Raw genomic sequence first — 19,716 nt, forward strand, 5'->3', positions numbered from 1 at the left:
GCGTATTGCCCGGGCGCATTCCTTCAAATCTTATTTATCACCGTACAGTGTAACAAGCTTTGTCAGATATTCATATCTTTCCTTCGCATCTGCCTCGTTCTTAGCGAACAGGTCAGCTGCTCTCTCAGGATTCTTCATAGCTAAGGAAGCGTAACGAACCTCGCCCTTTAAGAATTCCTGATAATCTCCTGTCGGAGCCTTGCTGTCCAGAGTAAACTTCTTCTCAGCAGCCGGGTTGAAACGGAAGTTATTCCAGTAACCACACTCAACAGCCAGCTTCTCTTCTGTCTGAGCCTTGCTCATGCCCTTCTTGATACCATGGTTGATACAAGGAGCGTAAGCAATGATTAAGGACGGTCCCGGATAAGCCTCTGCCTCTGCGATGGCCTTAACGGTCTGCGCATAGTCAGCACCCATGGAGATCTGTGCTACGTATACATAGCCATAGCTCATTGCGATGCTTGCAAGGTCTTTCTTCTTAACGTCTTTTCCGCCTGCAGCGAACTGTGCAACCGCACCTGTCTTGGTAGCCTTGGAAGCCTGTCCGCCTGTGTTGGAGTATACTTCGGTATCGTATACCATGATGTTGATATCCTTGCCGCTTGCAAGTACGTGGTCAACACCGCCGAAGCCGATATCGTAAGCCCATCCGTCACCACCGAATACCCACTGGGACTTCTTGGCTAAGAAATCTTTGTCTTTTACGATGGCCTTGCAGGTCTCGCAGTCACAGCCCTCTAACGCTGCCACTAACTTGTCTGTTGCAATGCCGTTGGTTGCGCCGCATCCGAAGGTATCTAAGTACTCTTTGCATGCTGCTTTTACTTCCTCAGAAGCTGCATCAGAGTTCATAACGGACTCAACTTTTGCCTTTAAGCCGTCTCTGATCGCGTTCTGAGCTAATAACATACCGTAACCGAACTCAGCATTATCCTCGAATAAGGAGTTGGACCATGCCGGACCCTGTCCCTTTTCGTTTACTGTGTAAGGTGTGGACGGTGAAGAGTTACCCCAGATAGAAGAACATCCTGTTGCATTGGCAATGTACATTCTGTCACCGAATAACTGTGTGATTAATTTTGCGTAAGGAGTCTCGCCGCAGCCTGCACATGCACCTGAGAATTCAAGTAACGGCTGTTTGAACTGGCTTCCCTTAACAGTAGTAGGTTTGAATTTATCGATTACTTCCTGCTTGATCGAAACGGTCTGGCCGAAGTCATATACCTTCTGAGCATCTGCGTAGTTTGCTTCCATGTTGACCATGGTAAGAGCCTTCTCGCCCTTCTTTCCAGGACATACATTCGCACAGGAGCCGCATCCGGTACAGTCAAGAGCAGATACCGTGATAGCAAACTTGTAGCCAGGCATACCTGTCATGTCAAGCATCTTCATTCCTTCCGGAGCATTTGCAGCCTCTTCTGCTGTCATGGCAACCGGGCGGATAACTGCATGAGGACAAACGTAAGAACAGAAGTTACACTGGATACAGTTGTCCGGATTCCATGCAGGGATGTTCACTGCGATACCACGTTTCTCATATGCGGAAGAACCGGATGGTGTGGAACCGTCTACATACTCTGTAAATGCGGATACTGGTAAGGAATCACCCTCCTGAGCGCTTACCTTAGCCTGGATGTTGTTAACGAAGTCCACAACGTCCTTGCGGCCGCTGGTTGCATGAGTCATGTCAAGACCTTCGTCTGTGCAGGACTTCCAGCTCTCCGGAACCTCTACCTTAACAACGCCCTTAGCGCCTGCGTCGATCGCAGCCCAGTTCTTCATAACAACGTCTTCGCCCTTACGTCCGTAGGTAGCCTTTGCAGCTGCCTTCATCAGTTCGTTTGCCTTCTCAGCAGGAATAATTCCTGTTAACTCGAAGAATGCGGACTGTAAGATTGTGTTGATACGTGTCGGTCCCATGCCGGTCTCGATACCGATCTTCACACCGTCGATGGTGTAGAAGTTGATGTTGTGATCAGCGATGAACTTCTTAACCTGTCCCGGTAAATGCTTCTCAAGGCCTTCTGCATCCCATGGGCAGTTCAGTAAGAATGTACCGCCATCCACTAATTCCTGAACCATGTTGTACTTGCGTACATAGGACGGATTATGGCATGCAACGAAGTTAGCCTTATGAATTAAATAAGTAGATTTAATCGGCTTATGTCCGAAACGTAAGTGGGACATGGTAACACCGCCGGACTTCTTGGAGTCATAATCGAAGTAAGCCTGAGCGTACATATCTGTGTTGTCACCGATGATCTTGATGGAGTTCTTGTTGGCACCTACGGTACCGTCAGCACCGAGACCCCAGAACTTACAGTTTGTTGTTCCTTCCGGAGTTGTAACCAGAGGAGCGCCTGTCTCAAGGGATAAATGAGTCACATCATCGTTGATGCCGATGGTGAACGGTGTCTTTGTCTCGTTATTAAATACAGCAACGATCTGAGCCGGTGTTGTATCCTTGGAGCCTAAGCCGTAACGTCCGGTTAAGATCTTAACCTGGTCGAACTTGGTTCCTCTTAAAGCAGCCACTACGTCTAAGTATAACGGCTCGCCAAGGGATCCTGGCTCTTTTGTTCTGTCTAATACGGAGATCGTCTTAACGGTATCCGGGATTGCTTCCACAAGAGCGTCAGCGCAGAATGGTCTGTAAAGGCGAACCTTAACAACACCAACCTTCTGTCCCTGTGCTACCATGTAGTCGATGGTCTCTTCGATGGTATCGTTGACAGAGCCCATGGATACGATTACGTGCTCTGCATCCGGAGCGCCGTAGTAGTTGAACAGCTTGTAATCAGTACCGATCTTCTCGTTGATCTTGTCCATGTACTTCTGGACGATAGCCGGTAATGCTTCGTAATATGGGTTACATGCCTCTCTTGCCTGGAAGAAGATATCCGGGTTCTGAGCAGAACCTCTCTGGCATGGGTGGTTTGGATTTAATGCGTGGCGGCGGAACTCGTCCACAGCCTCCATGTTAACCATCTCTTTTAAATCTTCATAATCCCAGGTCTCAACCTTCTGGATCTCATGAGATGTACGGAAACCGTCAAAGAAGTTGATGAACGGAACTTTTCCTTCAAGAGCTGCCATATGTGCAACAGGAGTTAAATCCATAACTTCCTGAACGCTGGATTCGCATAACATTGCGCAGCCGGTCTGACGGCATGCGTATACGTCGGAGTGGTCACCAAAGATTGATAACGCATGGCTTGCAACTGCACGTGCAGAAACGTTGAATACGCCCGGTAACTGCTCGCCTGCGATTTTATAAAGGTTCGGGATCATTAATAACAGACCCTGGGATGCTGTGTAGGTGGTGGTCAGCGCACCTGCAGATAAGGATCCGTGAACAGCACCTGCTGCACCTGCCTCAGACTGCATCTCTGTAATCTGTACTGTATGACCGAAGATGTTGGTTCTTCCGTCGGTTGCCCATTCATCTGAAGCTTCCGCCATAGGTGAGGATGGGGTAATCGGATAGATAGCCGCTACATCAGTAAATGCATACGATGCATGTGCTGCTGCATGGTTACCATCCATGGTTTTCATTTTTCTTGCCATTTTTGATTTCCTCCTACAAATGTGAATATTGTATAGTTTGGTTCCCCGAAGGGATAGTGACCTGCTTACTATTATAACAATTATTTAACAAATTGCAAATAAGAAAAAAGGAAAATAACGTACTATTTTACGAACAATTCCGGGAAATGAAAAAAACTGCCCGCTGCCGGCGGCCAACTGTCCTGTTCATAACAGAAAAAGGACCGGATCTCCTGTCTGATCCGGTCCATATATCGTCTTTCAGCTAAGCGGACTCGGCGGAACCACATTCTGTCCCGGACTGTTTCCGCTGCCTCCACCCGGCCCCTCCGGCTGTACTGCCTGGGTCGTGGTCGGCTGTGCCGCCGATGTCGGCTGCTCTCCCGGTCCCTGTCCCGGAACCGTATCCGGCTGTGCCGTGGTCGGCTGTGTCGGCGCTGTCGTCGTCGGGGTATCCGCCCCGCCGGAAGGTAACGTCTCGCCTTCCGAGGATGCGATGGTGCTCTCTCCGGAAGCAGACTCATCCGTGGCAGGTACCACCACTCCAGAAGTATTGCGCCTGATTGTGGCAGGCTTGCCGCGGTACGTGCTGTTATGGAAGAATTCGTCGCTTACCACGACGCCGTCCTTCTTCGTGACCATGTTCGTCACCCAGCGGCTTCCCTTTGTCTCCGCCTTCACAATCTTCTCCTCTCCCGGCTGAAGCGTCTGGTCTTCTTCATAGACCGGTGCCGGAGCATCCAACTCAGCCGTCTTCTTGGAGGTCATGGAGAGCGTGACTCCCTTTTCCAGAATCGGAATACCGACAATGGAAATCTTTAACTTCCGGTCTGCAAAGCTGGCCCTGATGGCAATCGCCGTCGAAGAGGTATTGACAAATTTCATATCAGGTCCTCCGAAGCTTACCATGGCATCCTCGCCCGGCGTTACGTAAGAGGGTTCATAGCTGTGCGCATGGCGCTCTGTCGTCGTAAGACCTGAAAAAATAACCGCGTTGTAAAGCGTGGAGGAAACCTGGCATACTCCGCCGCCCGGCTCTTCAACCAGTTCCCCGTTAACATAGGCTCCCGCAGGCCGGTATCCTTTGGCCTCCGAGCGCTCTCCCGTCGCCTTGTTAAAGGAGAATTCCTCGCCCGGCTGCAGGATTAAGCCGTTAAGGGCCTCGGCCGCCAGCTCGATGTTCTTGTTCCTGTCTTTGTTGGCTGTGGTGGTGGTGGTATAGGTACCAATCACCTGATACAGCTCCTTGGCCTGCGCCTCCGTAATCTCCGGAGCCGTCTCCCTGCCCGTGGCTTCGATCACGGCGCTGAAATTCTTATTCTTTAACTGAGCCAGTATGTCAGAAACCAGTTTCTCCTGGTCGATCACAAATCCGTTTTGCTCTCCGGAGTAGATAAACTTTCCTGCTTCCTTGTCGAAGCCGGACACCGAACCGTTTTTGGCCTTCACGTCCCACTTGGCGGCAGCCTTCTTCGCTTCTTCCGCAGCCGCGTCTTCCAGTCCGCTCATATCCAGGGTATAGCTTTCCTTCGGCTCGCCCGTATAGATATCTCCCAGAAGAGAATCTACCTTTGTCTCCAGCAAATCAGCGACCTCATACGTATCATCCTTATACGTAACCTTCATGCCCCACTCATACTTGTCCAGTATGGCCTTTTTCGCCTGTTCCCTGGACATTCCGGTGATGGATATCCCATCTACGGAAACTTCCTTCTGGAGCTCCGTCTCCGGCTCGCTGGTCGTCTCACCAGTCTCCGCTTCAGCCGGTTTGCTTCCCACAAACTTCACGGCGGCCATAATTACAATCACGGCAACCACCGCGATAAGAATTCCCAGCAGAATCTTTGTTATATCGTACTGCGGACGCTTCTTTCTCTTCGAACCTCTTCCGGAACCGCTCCGCGGCTGGTAGGAGCTCTTATATCTTGAGGACTGCCCCCTGCTTCCCTGACCTGTCTTTCTGGAAGTTCCCGTTCCCGTCTTCCGCGTTCCCTGAGAGGAATAAGATCTTGACGTTCCGCTCTGTCTGTTGCCTGTCTGACTCATCTATTTCACCTTTTCACATGATAGTGTATATTACATTGAGTAGTATACCATACTTTGTGGGAAATGCTATTACAAATTTATGAATTTTCTTAATTATTTTTCGTCGCTTTTCTACATTTTACAGAACGTAAAAAACATGTTACTATAGTATTACTAAAGTATTTCAAATTGGAGGTAATCATGGAACTTATCGATCTGCACGTTCATTCCAACGCCTCGGATGGAACGCTCTCCCCAGCCGCGGTGGTCGCTCTGGCCGCTGAAAAAGGACTGGCTGCCATCGCTCTGACCGACCACGACACCATAGCCGGCATCCCGCAGGCCATAGACGCCGCCCGCGGCCTTCCCATCGAGATTATTCCCGGCATCGAGCTCTCCTGCCACTACGAGGGAGAAGAGATCCATGTTCTGGGACTGTATGTAAATCCGGAGGATCCCGCATTTCTTCGGGAAACCGACCGCCTTCTCATACTGCGCGAGAAGCGCAACGACGAGATGATCCGCCGTTTTTCGGAGGATGGCATGGTCATGACCAGAGAAGAGCTCACCGCCGGCAATCCCGACACGGTCATAACAAGGGCCCACTTCGCCCGCGTCATGATGGAAAAAGGGTACGTTTCCTCTATGGATCAGGCATTCAAAAAATATTTAAAATACGGCGGACGCTGGTGCCCCAAAAAAGAGACCATCGAACCTTCCCGCGCACTGAGCATCCTGACCGGCTGCGGAGCGTCACCGGTACTCGCCCATCCGTATCAGTACCATCTGGGCGATGCAAAGCTGGAAGAACTGATCGTTTCCTTAAAGGAAAACGGACTGGCCGGCCTCGAGGTCTACCACTCGTCTAATAATCAGTATGAAAGCGGGAAGCTTAAGAATCTTGCCGTGAAGTACGGCCTGTTCCCCACCGGCGGTTCCGACTTTCACGGTGCCAATAAGCCGGATATCGCCATCGGATGCGGCCGCGGCAGCCTGCGCATCTCCGCCCTGCTTCTGGACGACATCAAGAAGGCGAGAGCAAAAAACTTATCGTAAGAAAGGATTTTTATTATGGAAGAATTATACAGAACAATTGAAGAAACGATACGGAACAGCGGCTGTCCGTTCCCTGCCGACGGCGAAGAGATTTACAACGAAATCTGCGACGAGATCGAGAACAGGGAACCGGGCGCCTACGTCTTTTTCTCCAAAAAGACGGATGATGTGTTTTTTGAATACAGACTGCAGATTTTTGAGGACAACTTTAACTTAAGCAGCATCGACGTCCATATCAAAGACCAGAATTACCACGTTGATTTTGATTGACCCCAAGCAGTCATTCCTCCATCGAAAAGACTGCCGCCGGCTGCTCCCTCGTACCGCGATCTGCCAGCCACAGATCCGTCAGGGAGTATCTTATCTCTCCCTGATAACCGACCGTAGTCTCCGCCATGGCCAGAGAATTCAATACGGCTTCTTCTACCGCTTCCGCCGCGGCCGTAAAGGCCGTGTCCAGGGAGCTTTCTTTTAAGACCCGGATCGTCAGTACTTCCTGATCCGTGCTTTCCGGAATCCGGTTCGCCGTGGTAAAGCCAATCATAATGTCCCCGCTTCCGTGTCCCATAAAGGAACCGGTCCGGCTGAGCCCCACTCCGGCTCTCCTGATCACGCGCTTCAACTGCCGGTCGGAAAGCGGCAGATCCGTCGCGATCACCGTCATGATGGACCCCCGGTCTAAATCAGCCGGTTTTATCTTTTTCTCCAGTGCTCTTCCCACCGGTTCGCCGCAGATCACCAGATTCTTCGTACTTCCAAAATTCGACTGTACCAGGGCGCCGACCGTATACGTGCTTCCTCCGGCGGTAAACTGCCTGGATGCGGAACCGATCCCGCCCTTTAAGCCGAAGCAGACGGTTCCCGTTCCTGCACCGACAGCCCCCTCTTCAAAATCCCGTTTCGCATCCCGGACTGCCGAACGGACTTCGTTAAGTCCGATGATCCTCTCCCGGATCATGTTTAAGCCTGAATCATTGCATTCTCCCACCACCGGATTGATGGTGGTAACCTGAATCCCTTCACGCTCACACTGTTCCAACATCAGATCGACCACAGCGTCATGCACCTTTCCCACATTGAGCGTATTGGTCAATGCGATAAAGGTCTCCAGCGTCCCCAGTTCTTCAATCTGAACCAGTCCCTGGCTCTTTCCAAAGCCGTTATGGATGTAGGCGGCGGCTGTCAGCTTTTTTCGGTAGGGATTGTCTTCACACGGCAGAATCACGGTAACTCCCGTCTTATGTTCTGCCGTATTCACGGCAGCGTGCCCCACCGTCACGCCTGCCACATCGCTGATCTTATTGAGGGGTCCGGGCGTCATATCGCCCGGTATGATTCCGTATGCCCGAATCCTTTTCATCACTGTTTCCTTTCCACGACTAAGACTGTGCTTTCACTTTCCCCCGGTTCTTTTTCTGCTCCTGATTCTTCTTTTCCAGCCTCGCGTAAACCGTTCCTCTCAGCAGAGAATACAGCACGGAGCAGAGCGGGATAAAGATCAGCATTCCCACGATTCCCATGGCGCTGCCGCCGATCGTCACCGCAACGAGCACCCAGATAGACGGAAGGCCCACGGAATTCCCCACCACATGGGGATAGATTAAGTTTCCTTCAATCTGCTGAAGGATAAAGAACACCGCCACAAACAGAAGCGCATCTAACGGTTTCACCATCAGCATCAGGAACGCCCCGATCACACAGCCGATAAAGGCTCCAAAAATGGGAATCAGCGCGGTAAAGGCGATGAGCACGCCGATCAGCAGTGCATAAGGCAGCCGCAGCACGGACAGCGTGAGGAAGAACATGGTTCCCAGAATCACCGCCTCGAGGCACTGTCCTGTCAGGAAATGGGAAAACGTATTGTAAGCCAGACCGGCAACTGACAGAACATGTTCCGTGACACGGTCCGGCAGAAACGCCCGCATCAGCTTCTTCATCTGAGCCGAGAGCGTCTCCTTCTGCAGCAGTATATAGATGGCAAATACAAGGGCGATTCCAAAGGTTGTGACGCCGCTGACGATGGAAACCGCTGCTGTGATCGTGGAATTCAGCACGGTGCTGGCCCCTGATGAGAGGAAGCCGATCACATCCTCGGAAAAAGACTTCCAGTCAATCTGGATTCCGTTGATATAATCCAGGATCTCCGGATTCTGGGCAAATAAATCTTCCGCCCCCTTCTTCACCCCTGCCAGGAATACCGGAATACTGTTCTGCAGACTCATAAACGTCTCAAACAGCTGGGGCATTACAACGAAAATGACTAACAGCAGCAGGCCCACCACAAACAGCAGGGTAAAAACCAGGCCTATGGGACGGCGCAGTCTGCTGTTTTCCTTCATGGGAAGCATTTTCTCAATCCTGCGCATGGGGACGTTTAAGATAAACGCCATGACGCCACCCAGCAAAAACGGTGAGATGAATCCGAAAAGCATCATGAACACCTCAAATACACGCCGGTAGTTCACGCCGATCACCACGACCACCACGGTAAATACGATAAGCCATCGCAGCTTCTTGATGTTGCTGTCATTTAATTCCATAAAATTACTCCTTTACCAGTCCTGTAAATGTCTCCAGAATCGCCTGCTTCGACGCCTGAAAGGTTCCCTGAGCCATCAGGGCGCTTCCACCGCCTCTTCCGTTTAACTCTTTGTTTAAGGTTTTGCTGAGAGCCCTCATGTCTGCGCAGCTGCTTCCAATCGCGTACTGATAGCTGCCGTCCGCTCCGGAACAGACGAGGACCACACTTCCCCTTCCGCCCTCGTAGAGCATGGTGCAGTACTGGCGCAGCTGGATCGGCGCCAGCCCTTCCTCGAACACCGCTAAAGGCTCCTGGCTGTACTGAAACTGCTCCATTCTGGCTGCAAACAGCTCCTGGTACAGCCGGTTAATCCTGCCGTCTTTTATTCCGTTCTCGTTCTTCAGCTTTTCCACAGTCTCCACGACTCTCTCCGGCTTGGCCGAGAGCATCACGGAAAGCTCCGTCACCGTCTTCTGTTTCTTCCGGTAATCCTTAAGGGCATCCATCCCGCAGAGCATGGAAACCCGGATGCCGCCTTTGTAGTGGATTGCACCGGTGATCTTAAAAATGCCGATCTCTCCGGTGGACATGACATGGGTTCCGCAGCATGCGCAGACATCGCTGTCGGGAATCTCAATAATTCTCACCTGGCCGGTCAGCGCCTTCTTGCTTCTGTACTCCATATGCTCCAGCGCTCCGGCAGCCGGATACAGTTCCCGGATCGGCAGATTCTCTGCGATTTTCCGGTTGACCTCCGTTTCGATCTCCTCTAATTCTTCGGCTGTGATCACTCCGTTAAAGTCAACAGTCACCTCCTCGCTTCCCATATGAAATCCCACATTATCGAACCCATACTTTTTATGTACCAGTCCTGAAAATATATGTTCGCCTGAATGGTTCTGCATGTATCCAAACCGTCTTTCCCAGTCGATGGTTCCCGCAACGGCCGTCCCTGCCTCCAGGGGACCGTCCGTCTCATGGATGATCTCTCCTGCCTTTTCATGGACATCCAGTACCTTCACCGGTCCCAGCCTCCCGGTATCCCCCGGCTGGCCGCCGCCCTCCGGATAGAAGCCTGTCCGGTCCAGCATCACCTGGTACCTGCCGTTTTTCCCCTCTCTGCAGTCTGTTACCACCGCCTCGAACGCTTTGACATATGGCTGTCTATAATATAATTTTTCCATAGATTCTCCTCTTTTCCCGTTTGTAACTAATTATACACAAGTATGGGATAAGTTCAATCATATGAATTCTAAAATTTTACGAAAAATGTGGAAACAGTGGCAAGCAGGGTCACATACATTTAAGTGTAAACAATTTATTTGGAGGAACAAATATGAGTGATCTGGCAGCAACAAATTGTGGATGTGGATGTGGCTGTGAATGCAACAATGGAGGAAGTGGATGCAACTTTATCTGGTTGATCCTGATTCTGTGCTGCTGCTGTGGCGGCGGCGGTGGATTCGGGGGCGGCTGCGGATGCGGCGGCGGAAGTAACTGCGGCTGCGGCTGCGGCGGAAGCAATGGATGCGATTTCATCTGGATCATCCTTCTTCTCTGCTGCTGTGGCGGCGGCGGTGGTGGATTCTGCTGCTAATACATGCAGAAAAAACCGTTCCACGAAACATAAAGACTGCGGTCCGGATATTCCGGGCCGCAGTTTTTCATTTATCCGTATCCTTCAGCAGGGCGGGAAGCGGACCATCACCGCCCCCGATTCTTATCCTGTCCCGGTGCGGCCAGCGGATTTTCTCCATTTCCTCCGCGTCCGGAATTTCTTCCCTGTTTTCTCTTTACGCACTCGTCGTCAATTTCATATACTGCATTGCCATCTATAATCAAACGATTTCTCATGTTTATCACTCTCCTGTAATACTAATATATGCGGCCGCATATATTGTCAACAAGAAAAGTAAGGATATCATGTTATGAACAACGAAAAAAATTCCCAGCCAGTTGACCTGGATTCCTTAATCGGTGATAACCATTTACAGATGATGAAGGCCGCGCTTCCCTATATGAGCGTAACAGAGCAGCGTTTTATCTCCCTCTTTGTCAAATTCAATGAGCTCCGCCGCACCGTGCAGCTGTTTGAAGATGAGGAGGTGGCGGCCATGGGCATCTGCTCCACCGGAGAAAGCACCGAAAAACCGGCGTCTCCCATTGATATGCTGGGGGCCATCAAACCGTTTGGAACACCGACCGAACAGGATTTAATCGATCTGATCATGAACTTTTTCCAGGGATTTAAGCTGGCAAGCGCAGTATCCGACGCGGTTCCCGGATCCATGGTCCCGGATCCCGATCCCACGGAAAATACGGCCAGGCAGGCGCAGACACCGCCTCCGCACCGCTCCGGCGGGCCGTTCGGGCGCATGTCCTTCGATCAGATCAAAAATTTTATTCCTCAGGAACAGCAGTCCCGGCTGGAGACCATGCAGCTTATGATGTCTGCCATGCAGCAGATGAGCTGACCTTACCGCTACATATCACTATAAAAGAATGAAAGAAAGGAAGAACAGCACTCTATGAATACAAACTGGAAACAGGACCCCCGCTTAAAGGGCATGGATCCGCAAAAACTCGAACTGCTGACCACATTCGCCAAAGAGGTGGAATCCGCACCGAAGGACCAGCTGATGTCCACGATCCTCACACTTAACCTGAAGGCCAATGAAAAAGGCATCCATTTTTCCGATCAGGAGACGGAACTGCTCGTCTCGATCCTGAGCGGGGGAATGAGCCCCGCCGAGCGGAAACGCATGGATACCTTACGTATGATCTCTAAAAATTTAGCAAAACGGAAATAACATTACCGGCCGTTCTCCTGCTCCAACCGGCTGATATCGGAAACAATGACGATTCTGGTATCTTCATCGACGCTTGTCACCAGCTTTTTCATATATTCCTCGGGCACCTTGACACAGCCCGAGGTCCCGGTATCGGCCGTCCCGTTCATACAGTGCAGAAAGATCGCGGAACCGTTTCCCGGCACACAATCGCTGTTATAATCCAGTGCCAGTCCATAATGGTAAAATGGAACCATGGCCGCCATATGCTCCGCTGACTTCCAGTCTTTTTTTGTGCTGCGCGAATCCACCAGCCGGTTATAGTGGCTGCTTTCCGGATCGTCCACCCAGTAATCGGTATCTGTCAGCCGGTGATACGGCAGAATACTGCCCGGATTTTCCTTCACGCCAAACGCCATGGTAAAACGATACGTTCCGAGGGGCGTCTTCTTGTCCCCCTCTTTCTTATCATCCGTCGCGCCGTTTTTCCCGTATCTCCCCATGGTCTCAAATTCTTCCGTCCAGATCCCCTCTTCATTCTTCGTATGGTAGGAAAGGCTGATATCCGCTCCTCCCTGTCCCACAACCAGGATCAGGCTGTCCGTTTCTGAAGCGGCCGCTATGTTCCCCATGAGCTCCTGTTCTCCGGCGTTCTTCTGCTCTCCGGCATTCTCCTGTTTTGCCTCTGCCTCTGCCTTTTCCGTATTCTTGTCCTTCAGACCAATGCCAGGGCCTTTTTCCTCCGGGCCATCGGTCCGTTCCTGCGGCCGGACCACCGGATCTTCGTTCATCCGTGCACAGGCCGTTGTTCCTGCAGTGCCGGAGCATGCAAAAAGGACCGCCCCTGTCATGACCAGCAAATATCTCTGATATCGTCTCATTGGTAATTTCCTCCGATTATCCTGTCTTCTGCTGTTATTATACACGGTACGGTCCTTTTTGTCATGCCTGAACGGCAATTTTGCAACAGTACAGACGGCTCATTTCCGCCGTCTGTACTGTTGCGCTATTTTAATCTTACAACATGCTGACAATATATGTACACATTCTTAATCTTTTTAGCCTGCTCCCCTTCTTCCCCCAAAATGATCGGCTGCGTGCCGGACGGCGTAATGTACAGCTTAAATGCAATTGCATCCTGGCCTACCTTCATCTGCCTGACCGGACGGTACTCGAACGTCCTGCGCTCAATTCCCAGATATTCGTAGATGGCATTCTCCAGATCCTTATCCTCAAAGCACCTGGCAATATCCTCCTCCGCATTCATATCCAGAATCGCTTTCGCTTCCTCAAACGTCAGATTTGCAAACCGGAAATCCCCGTCCCCCAGGACATGGGCCAGAGTCTCATTGTCAAGAAGCAACAATGGGTAACCTACACTCGACTGCTCCATAAAATACCTCCTTCATCTCCGTTTATTATAACAAATTTCTCAATTATCTGCTATTACTATTATCATAGCCATTTTTCTCTCTTTTGTCAATATTTTCTGATTATTTTATACTTGTTCGTTAATTATCAAACTATTATGTTTTTATTTTATCATGCAAAAAACACCCTTCGGCTGTCCGCCTCCGGGTGTCTGCTGCTATTTACATACAATATTGATAATTCTTCCCGGCACATAGATTTCCTTAACAATCGTACCTGTAATCTTATCTGTAACCAGCGCCCTGCCGGCCTCGATCGCTTCCTCTCTGGCTGTGCCTGCCGGAAGTGTTACGACCGCCTTTGTCTTTCCATTCACCTGGACGGCAACGGAAATTTCATCGTCCTTCATGGCTTCCTCATCGCACACCGGCCACTGGGCATGGAAAACGGTATCGCTGCCTCCCAGCTGCTGCCACAATTCTTCACCGATATGAGGGGCAAACGGCGCAAGCAGGATCACAAATGTGCGAAGTGTTTCTCTGTCGATTCCGCCGGTCTTCTTTGCCAGTTCGATGAATTTGTTGTTGTACTCCATGAATCCGGAGATGACCGTATTTAAATTAAACTGGTTAAAACGCTGTTCAATATCAAAAATCAGCTTATTGCGGAGACGCACCATCTCTCTTGTGGGTTCCGTCTCCCTGTCTTTGCTGTCCATCACAAGATTCCAGAACCTGTTTAAGAAACGGCTGACACCTTCAATTCCCCTGTCATCCCATTCTGCATCCAGCTCCGGCGGACCGACGAAGAGCTCATACATTCTCAGGGAATCACAGCCGTAATCGCGAACCAGCTCATCCGGGGATACCACATTTCCCTTGGACTTGCTCATCTTGATTCCATTCTTACCGGTGATCATGCCCTGGTTAAACAGCTTCGTAAACGGTTCGTCAAAATCGATGACACCGATGTCACACAGGAATTTCGTGTAGAACCTGGAGTAGAGCAGATGAAGCACCGCGTGTTCCACGCCTCCGATATACATATCGACCGGAAGATATTGATCCGCCTTTTCACGGGAGACAAGCTCCTTTTCATTATGGCTGTCCACATAGCGCAGGAAGTACCAGGAAGAGCCGGCCCACTGAGGCATGGTGTTTGTCTCCCGCTTGGCCGGTGCTCCGCAGACCGGGCAGGTGGTATTTACCCACTCATCGATAGCGGCCAGCGGGGATTCCCCCGTTCCTGTCGGCTGATAGCTTTCTACTTCAGGCAGTGTTAACGGAAGCTGATCCTCAGGAACCGGTACGCTGCCGCAGTGCGGACAGTGAATAATCGGAATAGGCTCGCCCCAGTAGCGCTGCCTCGAGAATACCCAGTCGCGCAGTTTGTAATTGACGGTCTTCTTTCCAATTCCACGCTCCTCGATCATCGCCGGAGCTTTCCTCTTTAAGACGGAAGACTCCATTCCGTTCCACTCGCCGGAATTGATCATGATCCCGCACGCCTCGGTGTAAGCCTGCGTCATATCCATGATCTCCACCCCATCCCTGGCAATAACCTGGATAATCGGGAGATCGAATTTCTTTGCAAATTCGAAATCTCTGTCATCGTGGGCCGGTACACACATAATAGCCCCTGTACCGTAATCAGCCAGTACATAGTCGGAAAGCCAGATCGGCACCTTTACACCGTTTATCGGATTGACGGCATAGCTTCCCGTAAACACACCCGTCTTTTCCTTATCCTGAAGGCGGTCCACATTGGATTTCATGGAAGCATCACAGATGTACTTCTCCACTGCGTCTTTCGTCTCCGGCACAGCCAGGCCCAGGGCCAGTTCATGCTCCGGAGCCAGCACCATGAAGGTCGCTCCGTAAAGCGTATCCGGTCTTGTCGTATAGACCTTTATCTTTTCTTCCCGTCCAGCCACCTGGAAATCCACTTCCGCGCCATAGGATTTTCCGATCCATTCAGTCTGCATCTTCTTGACCTTCTCCGGCCAGTCCAGTTTATCCAGATCGTCAAGCAGACGGTCCGCATAGGCGGTGATCTTTAGCATCCACTGTCTTAAATTTTTCTTTGTCACCGGTGTCTGGCAGCGTTCACAGCAGCCGTTTACCACTTCCTCGTTGGCAAGCCCGGTCTTACAGGATGGACACCAGTTAATCGGAAATTCCTTTTCATAGGCCAGCCCCTTCTTAAACATCTGAACGAAGATCCACTGAGTCCATTTGTAAAAGTCTGGATCCGTAGTATTGACCTCCATATCCCAGTCATATACAGCGGCAATCTCATTGATCTGACGCTTAATATTGGCCACGTTCTCGGCCGTTGATTTCGCCGGATGAACGCCCATCTTAATCGCATAATTCTCTGCCGGAAGGCCAAAGGCATCCCACCCCATCGGATGGATGACGTAATGTCCTTTTAATATCTGATACCTGCTCCAGACATCGGAGATCACGTACCCCCTCCAGTGTCCCACATGAAGCCCGCTCCCCGACGGGTACGGAAACATATCGAGACAGTAATACTTCGGTTTCTTCCCGTCATTGATATTGATGGGATTCTTTTTCCAGTTTTCGCGCCATTTCTTCTCAATTGCGCTGTGGTTGTATGATGCTGACATTATTTACCATTCTCCTTTCTGACTGCATAATCTGGAACTTCAGATATCATGGAAGCATTTTCCCATTATATCAAAAACGCGCCTCTTTCGCTGCGGCCGTTCAGGCCATAACGATAGAGACGCGGATTTCTTCCACGCGGTACCACTCTATTTCATACAGAATCTGTATGCGCTCATGGGATACGTATTCATATCCTTCCCATCGTAACGGCTGGGATGCCGGCCGCACCTACACAAAAGCAGCGCTTCCTTCAGTGAGCAACTCCAAGGCGAGTTCAGCCATCCTTCCCAACCGGCTCGCACCAACCGCCGGCTCTCTGCATGTTTCAGACAGCTTACTGTTCCTCTTCACAGTATTTATGCTGACTATGAATGTATCACACTTGCTGTAGCGTGTCAACCGCTATTTATGATTTTCCTCCAGTTCCCGGCACAGACCATGTCCGGCTTAAGACACCGATGCCCGGCGCGGCCGGTTACCGTCTGCCTCCCGCTTATGAGAGCAGGAACAGACCCACAGACACAAAGAAAAACAGAATCATGCCCAGATTTAAAAACAGGGTCTCAAACCGCCTCCCTTTTGGGATCACCACCATCGCCGGTTTCCAGGAGATCTCACGGCGGTAAATAATCAGAAAAACGATTCCCAGCACAACGGCTGCAAGCATAAAGATACTATATGCCATGGCAAACCAGATATTATCCGCTGCGTGAAGCGCTACGATTGATCCCAGAAAATTGATAATCGCATGGAATATAATCGTATACCGCAGCTTTCCTGTATTGATATAAACGTAAGCAAACACAACTCCCAGGCCAAAGGCATAGAAAAACTGATAAAAATTACCGTGGCTGAGTCCGAATAAGACTCCCGACAGAATCACCGCCACTTTATCACCGTAATGAGCAACCCGGTCAATCAACAGCTTTCTGTATAGAATTTCCTCAAAGATGGGAGCAGCCACCACCGTCAGCAGAAAGATCACACGCGTATCCAGATTTTCAATCAGCTCGCTGACCGGATTCACGAGAGGCTTCCCCTGAATTCCATTCACGATACTCATCAGAACAGTTCCGATGATATTCCCGATGTACATAATGCTGATGCAGGCAAAAAAAGCAACCACCAGCCTCCCCGCACCGAACGGCTGCTTCCGGGGTCTGCACGGAGTTCCCATATCCTTCACAATCAACCAGCATATCAGCGTTCCGAGCAAATACGTGGGCAGTGATCCCAGAATCACAATCCAGGTATTCCAGTCTCCCCTCCAGCCCATACTTCCCAGTACTCCGAGTATCAGCCCCGCTTCCATCTGCAGCAGAAGGCCCACCACCAGGAAGGCCGCGTATCCCACGCCCAGCCTTGAACACGTTTTCTTTATTTCTCTTAAGTAATCCATCCGGTATTTACCTCCTGACTCTTCTGAACATCACGTTTCCAAGTTTATCACATCTGTCTTCTGTTGACAAGGAAACTTGGGGAATCGCAGAGACCGGTCTGTTTATATCAAAGAGACAAAAGAGACGGAACGCACTTCTGTTCCGCCTCTCAATATAATTCTTTTCTTTTTTACGTTTATGATTCTGTCCTGTCAACCTTGGACGCGCGCTCTTCTACTTCCCGCTTCTGAACATCACCAGGAGCCTGCTCGTAGCGGCTGAATTCATATTCATACGTTCCCATACCGCCTGTCATGGAACGGAGGTCTGTATTGTATCCAAACAGCTCAGACATCGGAACGTCTGCCTCGATAACCTGCTTGCCGTTATGGTTGGAATTCATGCCCAGCACACGGCCGCGTCTGCGGTTTAAGTCACCCATAACATCACCGGTAAACTTATCCGGTACGGTAACCTTCAAAGAAGCAATCGGCTCTAACAGAACCGGGTTCGCCTCCATAAAGCCCTTCTTAAATGCCATGGTGGCCGCCATCTTAAACGCCATCTCAGAGGAATCTACCGGATGATAGGATCCGTCTGTCAGTGTCGCCTTCAGACCGACAACCGGATAAGCTGCGAGAGGTCCTCTTAAGACGCACTCTGCAACGCCCTTCTCAACAGCCGGGAAGTAGTTCTTCGGAACAGCTCCGCCGAATACGCTCTCCTCGAATACGTAAGGCGTCTCCAAATCGCCGGACGGCTCAAAGGTCATCTTGACATCGCCGAACTGTCCATGTCCGCCGGACTGCTTCTTATATCTTCCCTGAACCTCAACTTTCTTTCTGATGGTCTCACGGAACGCAAATTTCGGTTTGCTCAGCTCAATCTCTACTTTATAGCGGTTTAACAGCTTGCTGACTACCACGTCAAGCTGCTGGTCGCCAATTCCGTATATCAGGGACTGATGATTCTCTGTATCCGTAACCACCTTTAAGGTCCAGTCTTCCTCTGTCAGCTTCGACAATGCGCTGGATACCTTGTCATCGTCACCCTTTGTCTTCGGTTTGTACCGCATATACGTATACGGCGTGGAAATCTCCGGCTTATGGTATACGATCGGCGCGGAACGTAGAGCAATGGTATCTCCCGTCTGGGTTACGGATAACTTGGATACAGCACCGATATCGCCGGCTTTTAATTCCGGAACCTCGATCGCGTCTTTGCCTCTGAGCAGGTAGATCTTTCCGATCTTCTCCTCTGTATCCTTGTTTACGTTATAAATATTGGAATCCGGTTTTAAGGTACCGGTACAAATCTTCATCAGAGAATACTTACCGATAAACGGATCTACAATCGTCTTAAATACACGGGCGGAAAGTGAAACGTTATCGTTATACTTGGCCGTAAAACGCTCTCCTGTGGATACGTCCACACCAATACACTCGTAACGGTCCGGTGTTGGGAAGTACTTATCAATTCCCTGAAGCACCATCTTCGCACCCTGTGCGTTAATGCCGGATCCCAGCATAACCGGTACGATATTGCCTTCTATTACATATTCCCGAAGTGCAGAAGAAATCTCTTCCTGGGTAAACTCGTCGCCTGAGAAGTAGCGTTCCATATACTCCTCGCTCGTCTCCGCAACAGCCTCCATCAGCGCTTCGCGCGCAATACCCAGGTTCTTCTGTGAATATTCAGGAATCTCGCATTCTTCATAATCACTGTTCACCGTAAATCTGCGGCCCGCCATCTTTACGACGTTAACAAATCCGACGAACTTTTCATTCTCACGAATCGGAAGATGGAACGGTGCAATCTTTCTGCCGAACTCTTTTTCCAGTTTCAGCAGCAGTTCACGGTAGCTTGCATGATCGTCATCCATATTCGTAACGAAAATAATACGCGGCAGTTTATACTTTTCACAAAGTTCCCATGCCTTATATGTACCAACCTCTATGCCTGCCTTGCAGTTCACCACAATGACCGCGGCGTCTGCAACGCTGATTGCCTCTTCTACTTCACCAACAAAATCGAAATACCCCGGAGTATCCAGCAGGTTAATCTTGATCGGACCTTCTTCACCCTGATACTCCAGCGGAATCAGAGTCGTAGAAATGGAGAACTGTCTCTTAATCTCTTCCTTATCATAATCGCTGATGGTGTTTCCATCGGTGATCTTTCCCATTCTGCTGACAGCTCCTGTAATCAGTGCCATCGCCTCTGCGAGTGTCGTCTTACCCGCGCCTCCGTGGCCAAGTAATACAACGTTACGGATTTGCTTGGTTCCATACACGTTCATAAACATTCCTCCTGTTCAGTATTTAAGTCTATGAGGATATTTTACTAAAAGTGTCGGAAAATTGCAAGTAGAATGTGCATTTTGCACAAATAATTTT

General features: G+C 50.3%; 16 protein-coding genes and 1 other annotated feature. Of the genes, 5 read left to right on the forward strand and 11 right to left on the reverse strand.

The window, feature by feature from the left end; translation table 11 throughout:
* Positions 1-30: 30 nt before the first annotated feature.
* Positions 31-3,567 (reverse strand): pyruvate:ferredoxin (flavodoxin) oxidoreductase, encoded by a 3,537-nt coding sequence (gene nifJ / locus NE473_RS05710; protein WP_022032044.1) that lies wholly within the window; start codon positions 3,565-3,567, stop codon positions 31-33.
* Positions 3,568-3,807: 240 nt separating this feature from the next.
* Entirely contained in the window at positions 3,808-5,592 is a 1,785-nt protein-coding gene (locus NE473_RS05715) for a VanW family protein (RefSeq protein ID WP_022032043.1), read from the reverse strand.
* Between the two features lie 180 nt (positions 5,593-5,772).
* On the opposite strand from NE473_RS05715, the gene NE473_RS05720 reads away from it, so the two are divergent.
* Entirely contained in the window at positions 5,773-6,627 is an 855-nt protein-coding gene (locus NE473_RS05720; protein ID WP_022032042.1) for a PHP domain-containing protein, read from the forward strand.
* A 15-nt stretch (positions 6,628-6,642) separates the two neighbouring features.
* A complete protein-coding gene (locus NE473_RS05725) occupies positions 6,643-6,897 on the forward strand; it encodes a hypothetical protein (protein WP_006775381.1) in 255 nt (84 codons plus the stop codon).
* Between the two features lie 10 nt (positions 6,898-6,907).
* Here NE473_RS05725 and NE473_RS05730 read toward each other — a convergent pair whose 3' ends face one another.
* From NE473_RS05730 to NE473_RS05740, 3 genes are read right to left on the reverse strand one after another with little or no spacing between them, the layout of a single operon-like run.
* Positions 6,908-7,987: a P1 family peptidase gene (locus tag NE473_RS05730; RefSeq protein WP_256265182.1), complete on the reverse strand. Its 1,080-nt coding sequence runs from the start codon at positions 7,985-7,987 to the stop codon at positions 6,908-6,910.
* Positions 7,988-8,006: 19 nt separating this feature from the next.
* Positions 8,007-9,167, reverse strand: coding sequence for an AI-2E family transporter (locus tag NE473_RS05735; RefSeq protein ID WP_006775379.1), 1,161 nt, complete (start codon positions 9,165-9,167; stop codon positions 8,007-8,009).
* A gap of 4 nt (positions 9,168-9,171) precedes the next feature.
* The gene (locus tag NE473_RS05740) at positions 9,172-10,332 is read right to left on the reverse strand and encodes an alanyl-tRNA editing protein (RefSeq protein WP_055649734.1); all 1,161 of its coding nucleotides are present in this window, start codon (positions 10,330-10,332) and stop codon (positions 9,172-9,174) included.
* Between the two features lie 152 nt (positions 10,333-10,484).
* On the opposite strand from NE473_RS05740, the gene NE473_RS05745 reads away from it, so the two are divergent.
* On the forward strand, positions 10,485-10,745 hold the full coding sequence (locus tag NE473_RS05745) for a hypothetical protein (protein WP_022032039.1): 261 nt from the start codon (positions 10,485-10,487) through the stop codon (positions 10,743-10,745).
* A gap of 107 nt (positions 10,746-10,852) precedes the next feature.
* On the opposite strand, the gene NE473_RS05750 is transcribed toward NE473_RS05745, so the two are convergent.
* The gene (locus NE473_RS05750; RefSeq protein WP_022032038.1) at positions 10,853-11,002 is read right to left on the reverse strand and encodes a hypothetical protein; all 150 of its coding nucleotides are present in this window, start codon (positions 11,000-11,002) and stop codon (positions 10,853-10,855) included.
* A gap of 74 nt (positions 11,003-11,076) precedes the next feature.
* Here NE473_RS05750 and NE473_RS05755 point away from each other — a divergent pair, with 74 nt between their 5' ends.
* Positions 11,077-11,622: a hypothetical protein gene (locus NE473_RS05755; RefSeq protein ID WP_055649735.1), complete on the forward strand. Its 546-nt coding sequence runs from the start codon at positions 11,077-11,079 to the stop codon at positions 11,620-11,622.
* Between the two features lie 54 nt (positions 11,623-11,676).
* Complete coding sequence (locus tag NE473_RS05760; RefSeq protein ID WP_006775374.1) at positions 11,677-11,958, forward strand: hypothetical protein; 282 nt, start codon at positions 11,677-11,679, stop codon at positions 11,956-11,958.
* 2 nt (positions 11,959-11,960) lie between these two features.
* On the opposite strand, the gene NE473_RS05765 is transcribed toward NE473_RS05760, so the two are convergent.
* The 5 genes from NE473_RS05765 to NE473_RS05785 all read right to left on the reverse strand — a co-directional run bounded on the left by NE473_RS05765 (position 11,961) and on the right by NE473_RS05785 (position 19,619).
* The gene (locus tag NE473_RS05765; RefSeq protein WP_022032037.1) at positions 11,961-12,818 is read right to left on the reverse strand and encodes a L,D-transpeptidase family protein; all 858 of its coding nucleotides are present in this window, start codon (positions 12,816-12,818) and stop codon (positions 11,961-11,963) included.
* Positions 12,819-12,943: 125 nt separating this feature from the next.
* Entirely contained in the window at positions 12,944-13,330 is a 387-nt protein-coding gene (locus tag NE473_RS05770; protein ID WP_022032036.1) for a hypothetical protein, read from the reverse strand.
* Between the two features lie 195 nt (positions 13,331-13,525).
* Complete coding sequence (leuS, locus tag NE473_RS05775; RefSeq protein WP_055649736.1) at positions 13,526-15,940, reverse strand: leucine--tRNA ligase; 2,415 nt, start codon at positions 15,938-15,940, stop codon at positions 13,526-13,528.
* 112 nt (positions 15,941-16,052) lie between these two features.
* Positions 16,053-16,301: a binding site (T-box leader), on the reverse strand.
* A gap of 133 nt (positions 16,302-16,434) precedes the next feature.
* Complete coding sequence (locus tag NE473_RS05780; protein WP_022032034.1) at positions 16,435-17,340, reverse strand: CPBP family intramembrane glutamic endopeptidase; 906 nt, start codon at positions 17,338-17,340, stop codon at positions 16,435-16,437.
* A 176-nt stretch (positions 17,341-17,516) separates the two neighbouring features.
* Positions 17,517-19,619 carry an elongation factor G gene (locus NE473_RS05785; RefSeq protein WP_022032033.1) on the reverse strand — a complete coding sequence of 701 codons (2,103 nt, stop codon included), beginning with the start codon at positions 19,617-19,619 and terminating at the stop codon, positions 17,517-17,519.
* Positions 19,620-19,716 lie beyond the last annotated feature (97 nt).

The organism is Hungatella sp. SL.1.14 (assembly GCF_024460495.1).
Classification (GTDB): domain Bacteria; phylum Bacillota; class Clostridia; order Lachnospirales; family Lachnospiraceae; genus Hungatella; species Hungatella hathewayi.

Bases quoted from the DNA above. Each gene is read 5' to 3' on its own strand.
- NE473_RS05730 (WP_256265182.1), bottom strand. From the start codon at position 7,987: ATGAAAAGGATTCGGGCATACGGAATCATACCGGGCGATATGACGCCC.
- leuS (WP_055649736.1), bottom strand. From the start codon at position 15,940: ATGTCAGCATCATACAACCACAGCGCAATTGAGAAGAAATGGCGCGAA.
- NE473_RS05735 (WP_006775379.1), bottom strand. From the start codon at position 9,167: ATGGAATTAAATGACAGCAACATCAAGAAGCTGCGATGGCTTATCGTA.
- NE473_RS05725 (WP_006775381.1), top strand. From the start codon at position 6,643: ATGGAAGAATTATACAGAACAATTGAAGAAACGATACGGAACAGCGGC.
- NE473_RS05780 (WP_022032034.1), bottom strand. From the start codon at position 17,340: ATGGATTACTTAAGAGAAATAAAGAAAACGTGTTCAAGGCTGGGCGTG.
- NE473_RS05750 (WP_022032038.1), bottom strand. From the start codon at position 11,002: ATGAGAAATCGTTTGATTATAGATGGCAATGCAGTATATGAAATTGAC.
- NE473_RS05760 (WP_006775374.1), top strand. From the start codon at position 11,677: ATGAATACAAACTGGAAACAGGACCCCCGCTTAAAGGGCATGGATCCG.
- NE473_RS05770 (WP_022032036.1), bottom strand. From the start codon at position 13,330: ATGGAGCAGTCGAGTGTAGGTTACCCATTGTTGCTTCTTGACAATGAG.
- NE473_RS05720 (WP_022032042.1), top strand. From the start codon at position 5,773: ATGGAACTTATCGATCTGCACGTTCATTCCAACGCCTCGGATGGAACG.
- NE473_RS05740 (WP_055649734.1), bottom strand. From the start codon at position 10,332: ATGGAAAAATTATATTATAGACAGCCATATGTCAAAGCGTTCGAGGCG.
- nifJ (WP_022032044.1), bottom strand. From the start codon at position 3,567: ATGGCAAGAAAAATGAAAACCATGGATGGTAACCATGCAGCAGCACAT.
- NE473_RS05765 (WP_022032037.1), bottom strand. From the start codon at position 12,818: ATGAGACGATATCAGAGATATTTGCTGGTCATGACAGGGGCGGTCCTT.
- NE473_RS05715 (WP_022032043.1), bottom strand. From the start codon at position 5,592: ATGAGTCAGACAGGCAACAGACAGAGCGGAACGTCAAGATCTTATTCC.
- NE473_RS05745 (WP_022032039.1), top strand. From the start codon at position 10,485: ATGAGTGATCTGGCAGCAACAAATTGTGGATGTGGATGTGGCTGTGAA.
- NE473_RS05785 (WP_022032033.1), bottom strand. From the start codon at position 19,619: ATGAACGTGTATGGAACCAAGCAAATCCGTAACGTTGTATTACTTGGC.
- NE473_RS05755 (WP_055649735.1), top strand. From the start codon at position 11,077: ATGAACAACGAAAAAAATTCCCAGCCAGTTGACCTGGATTCCTTAATC.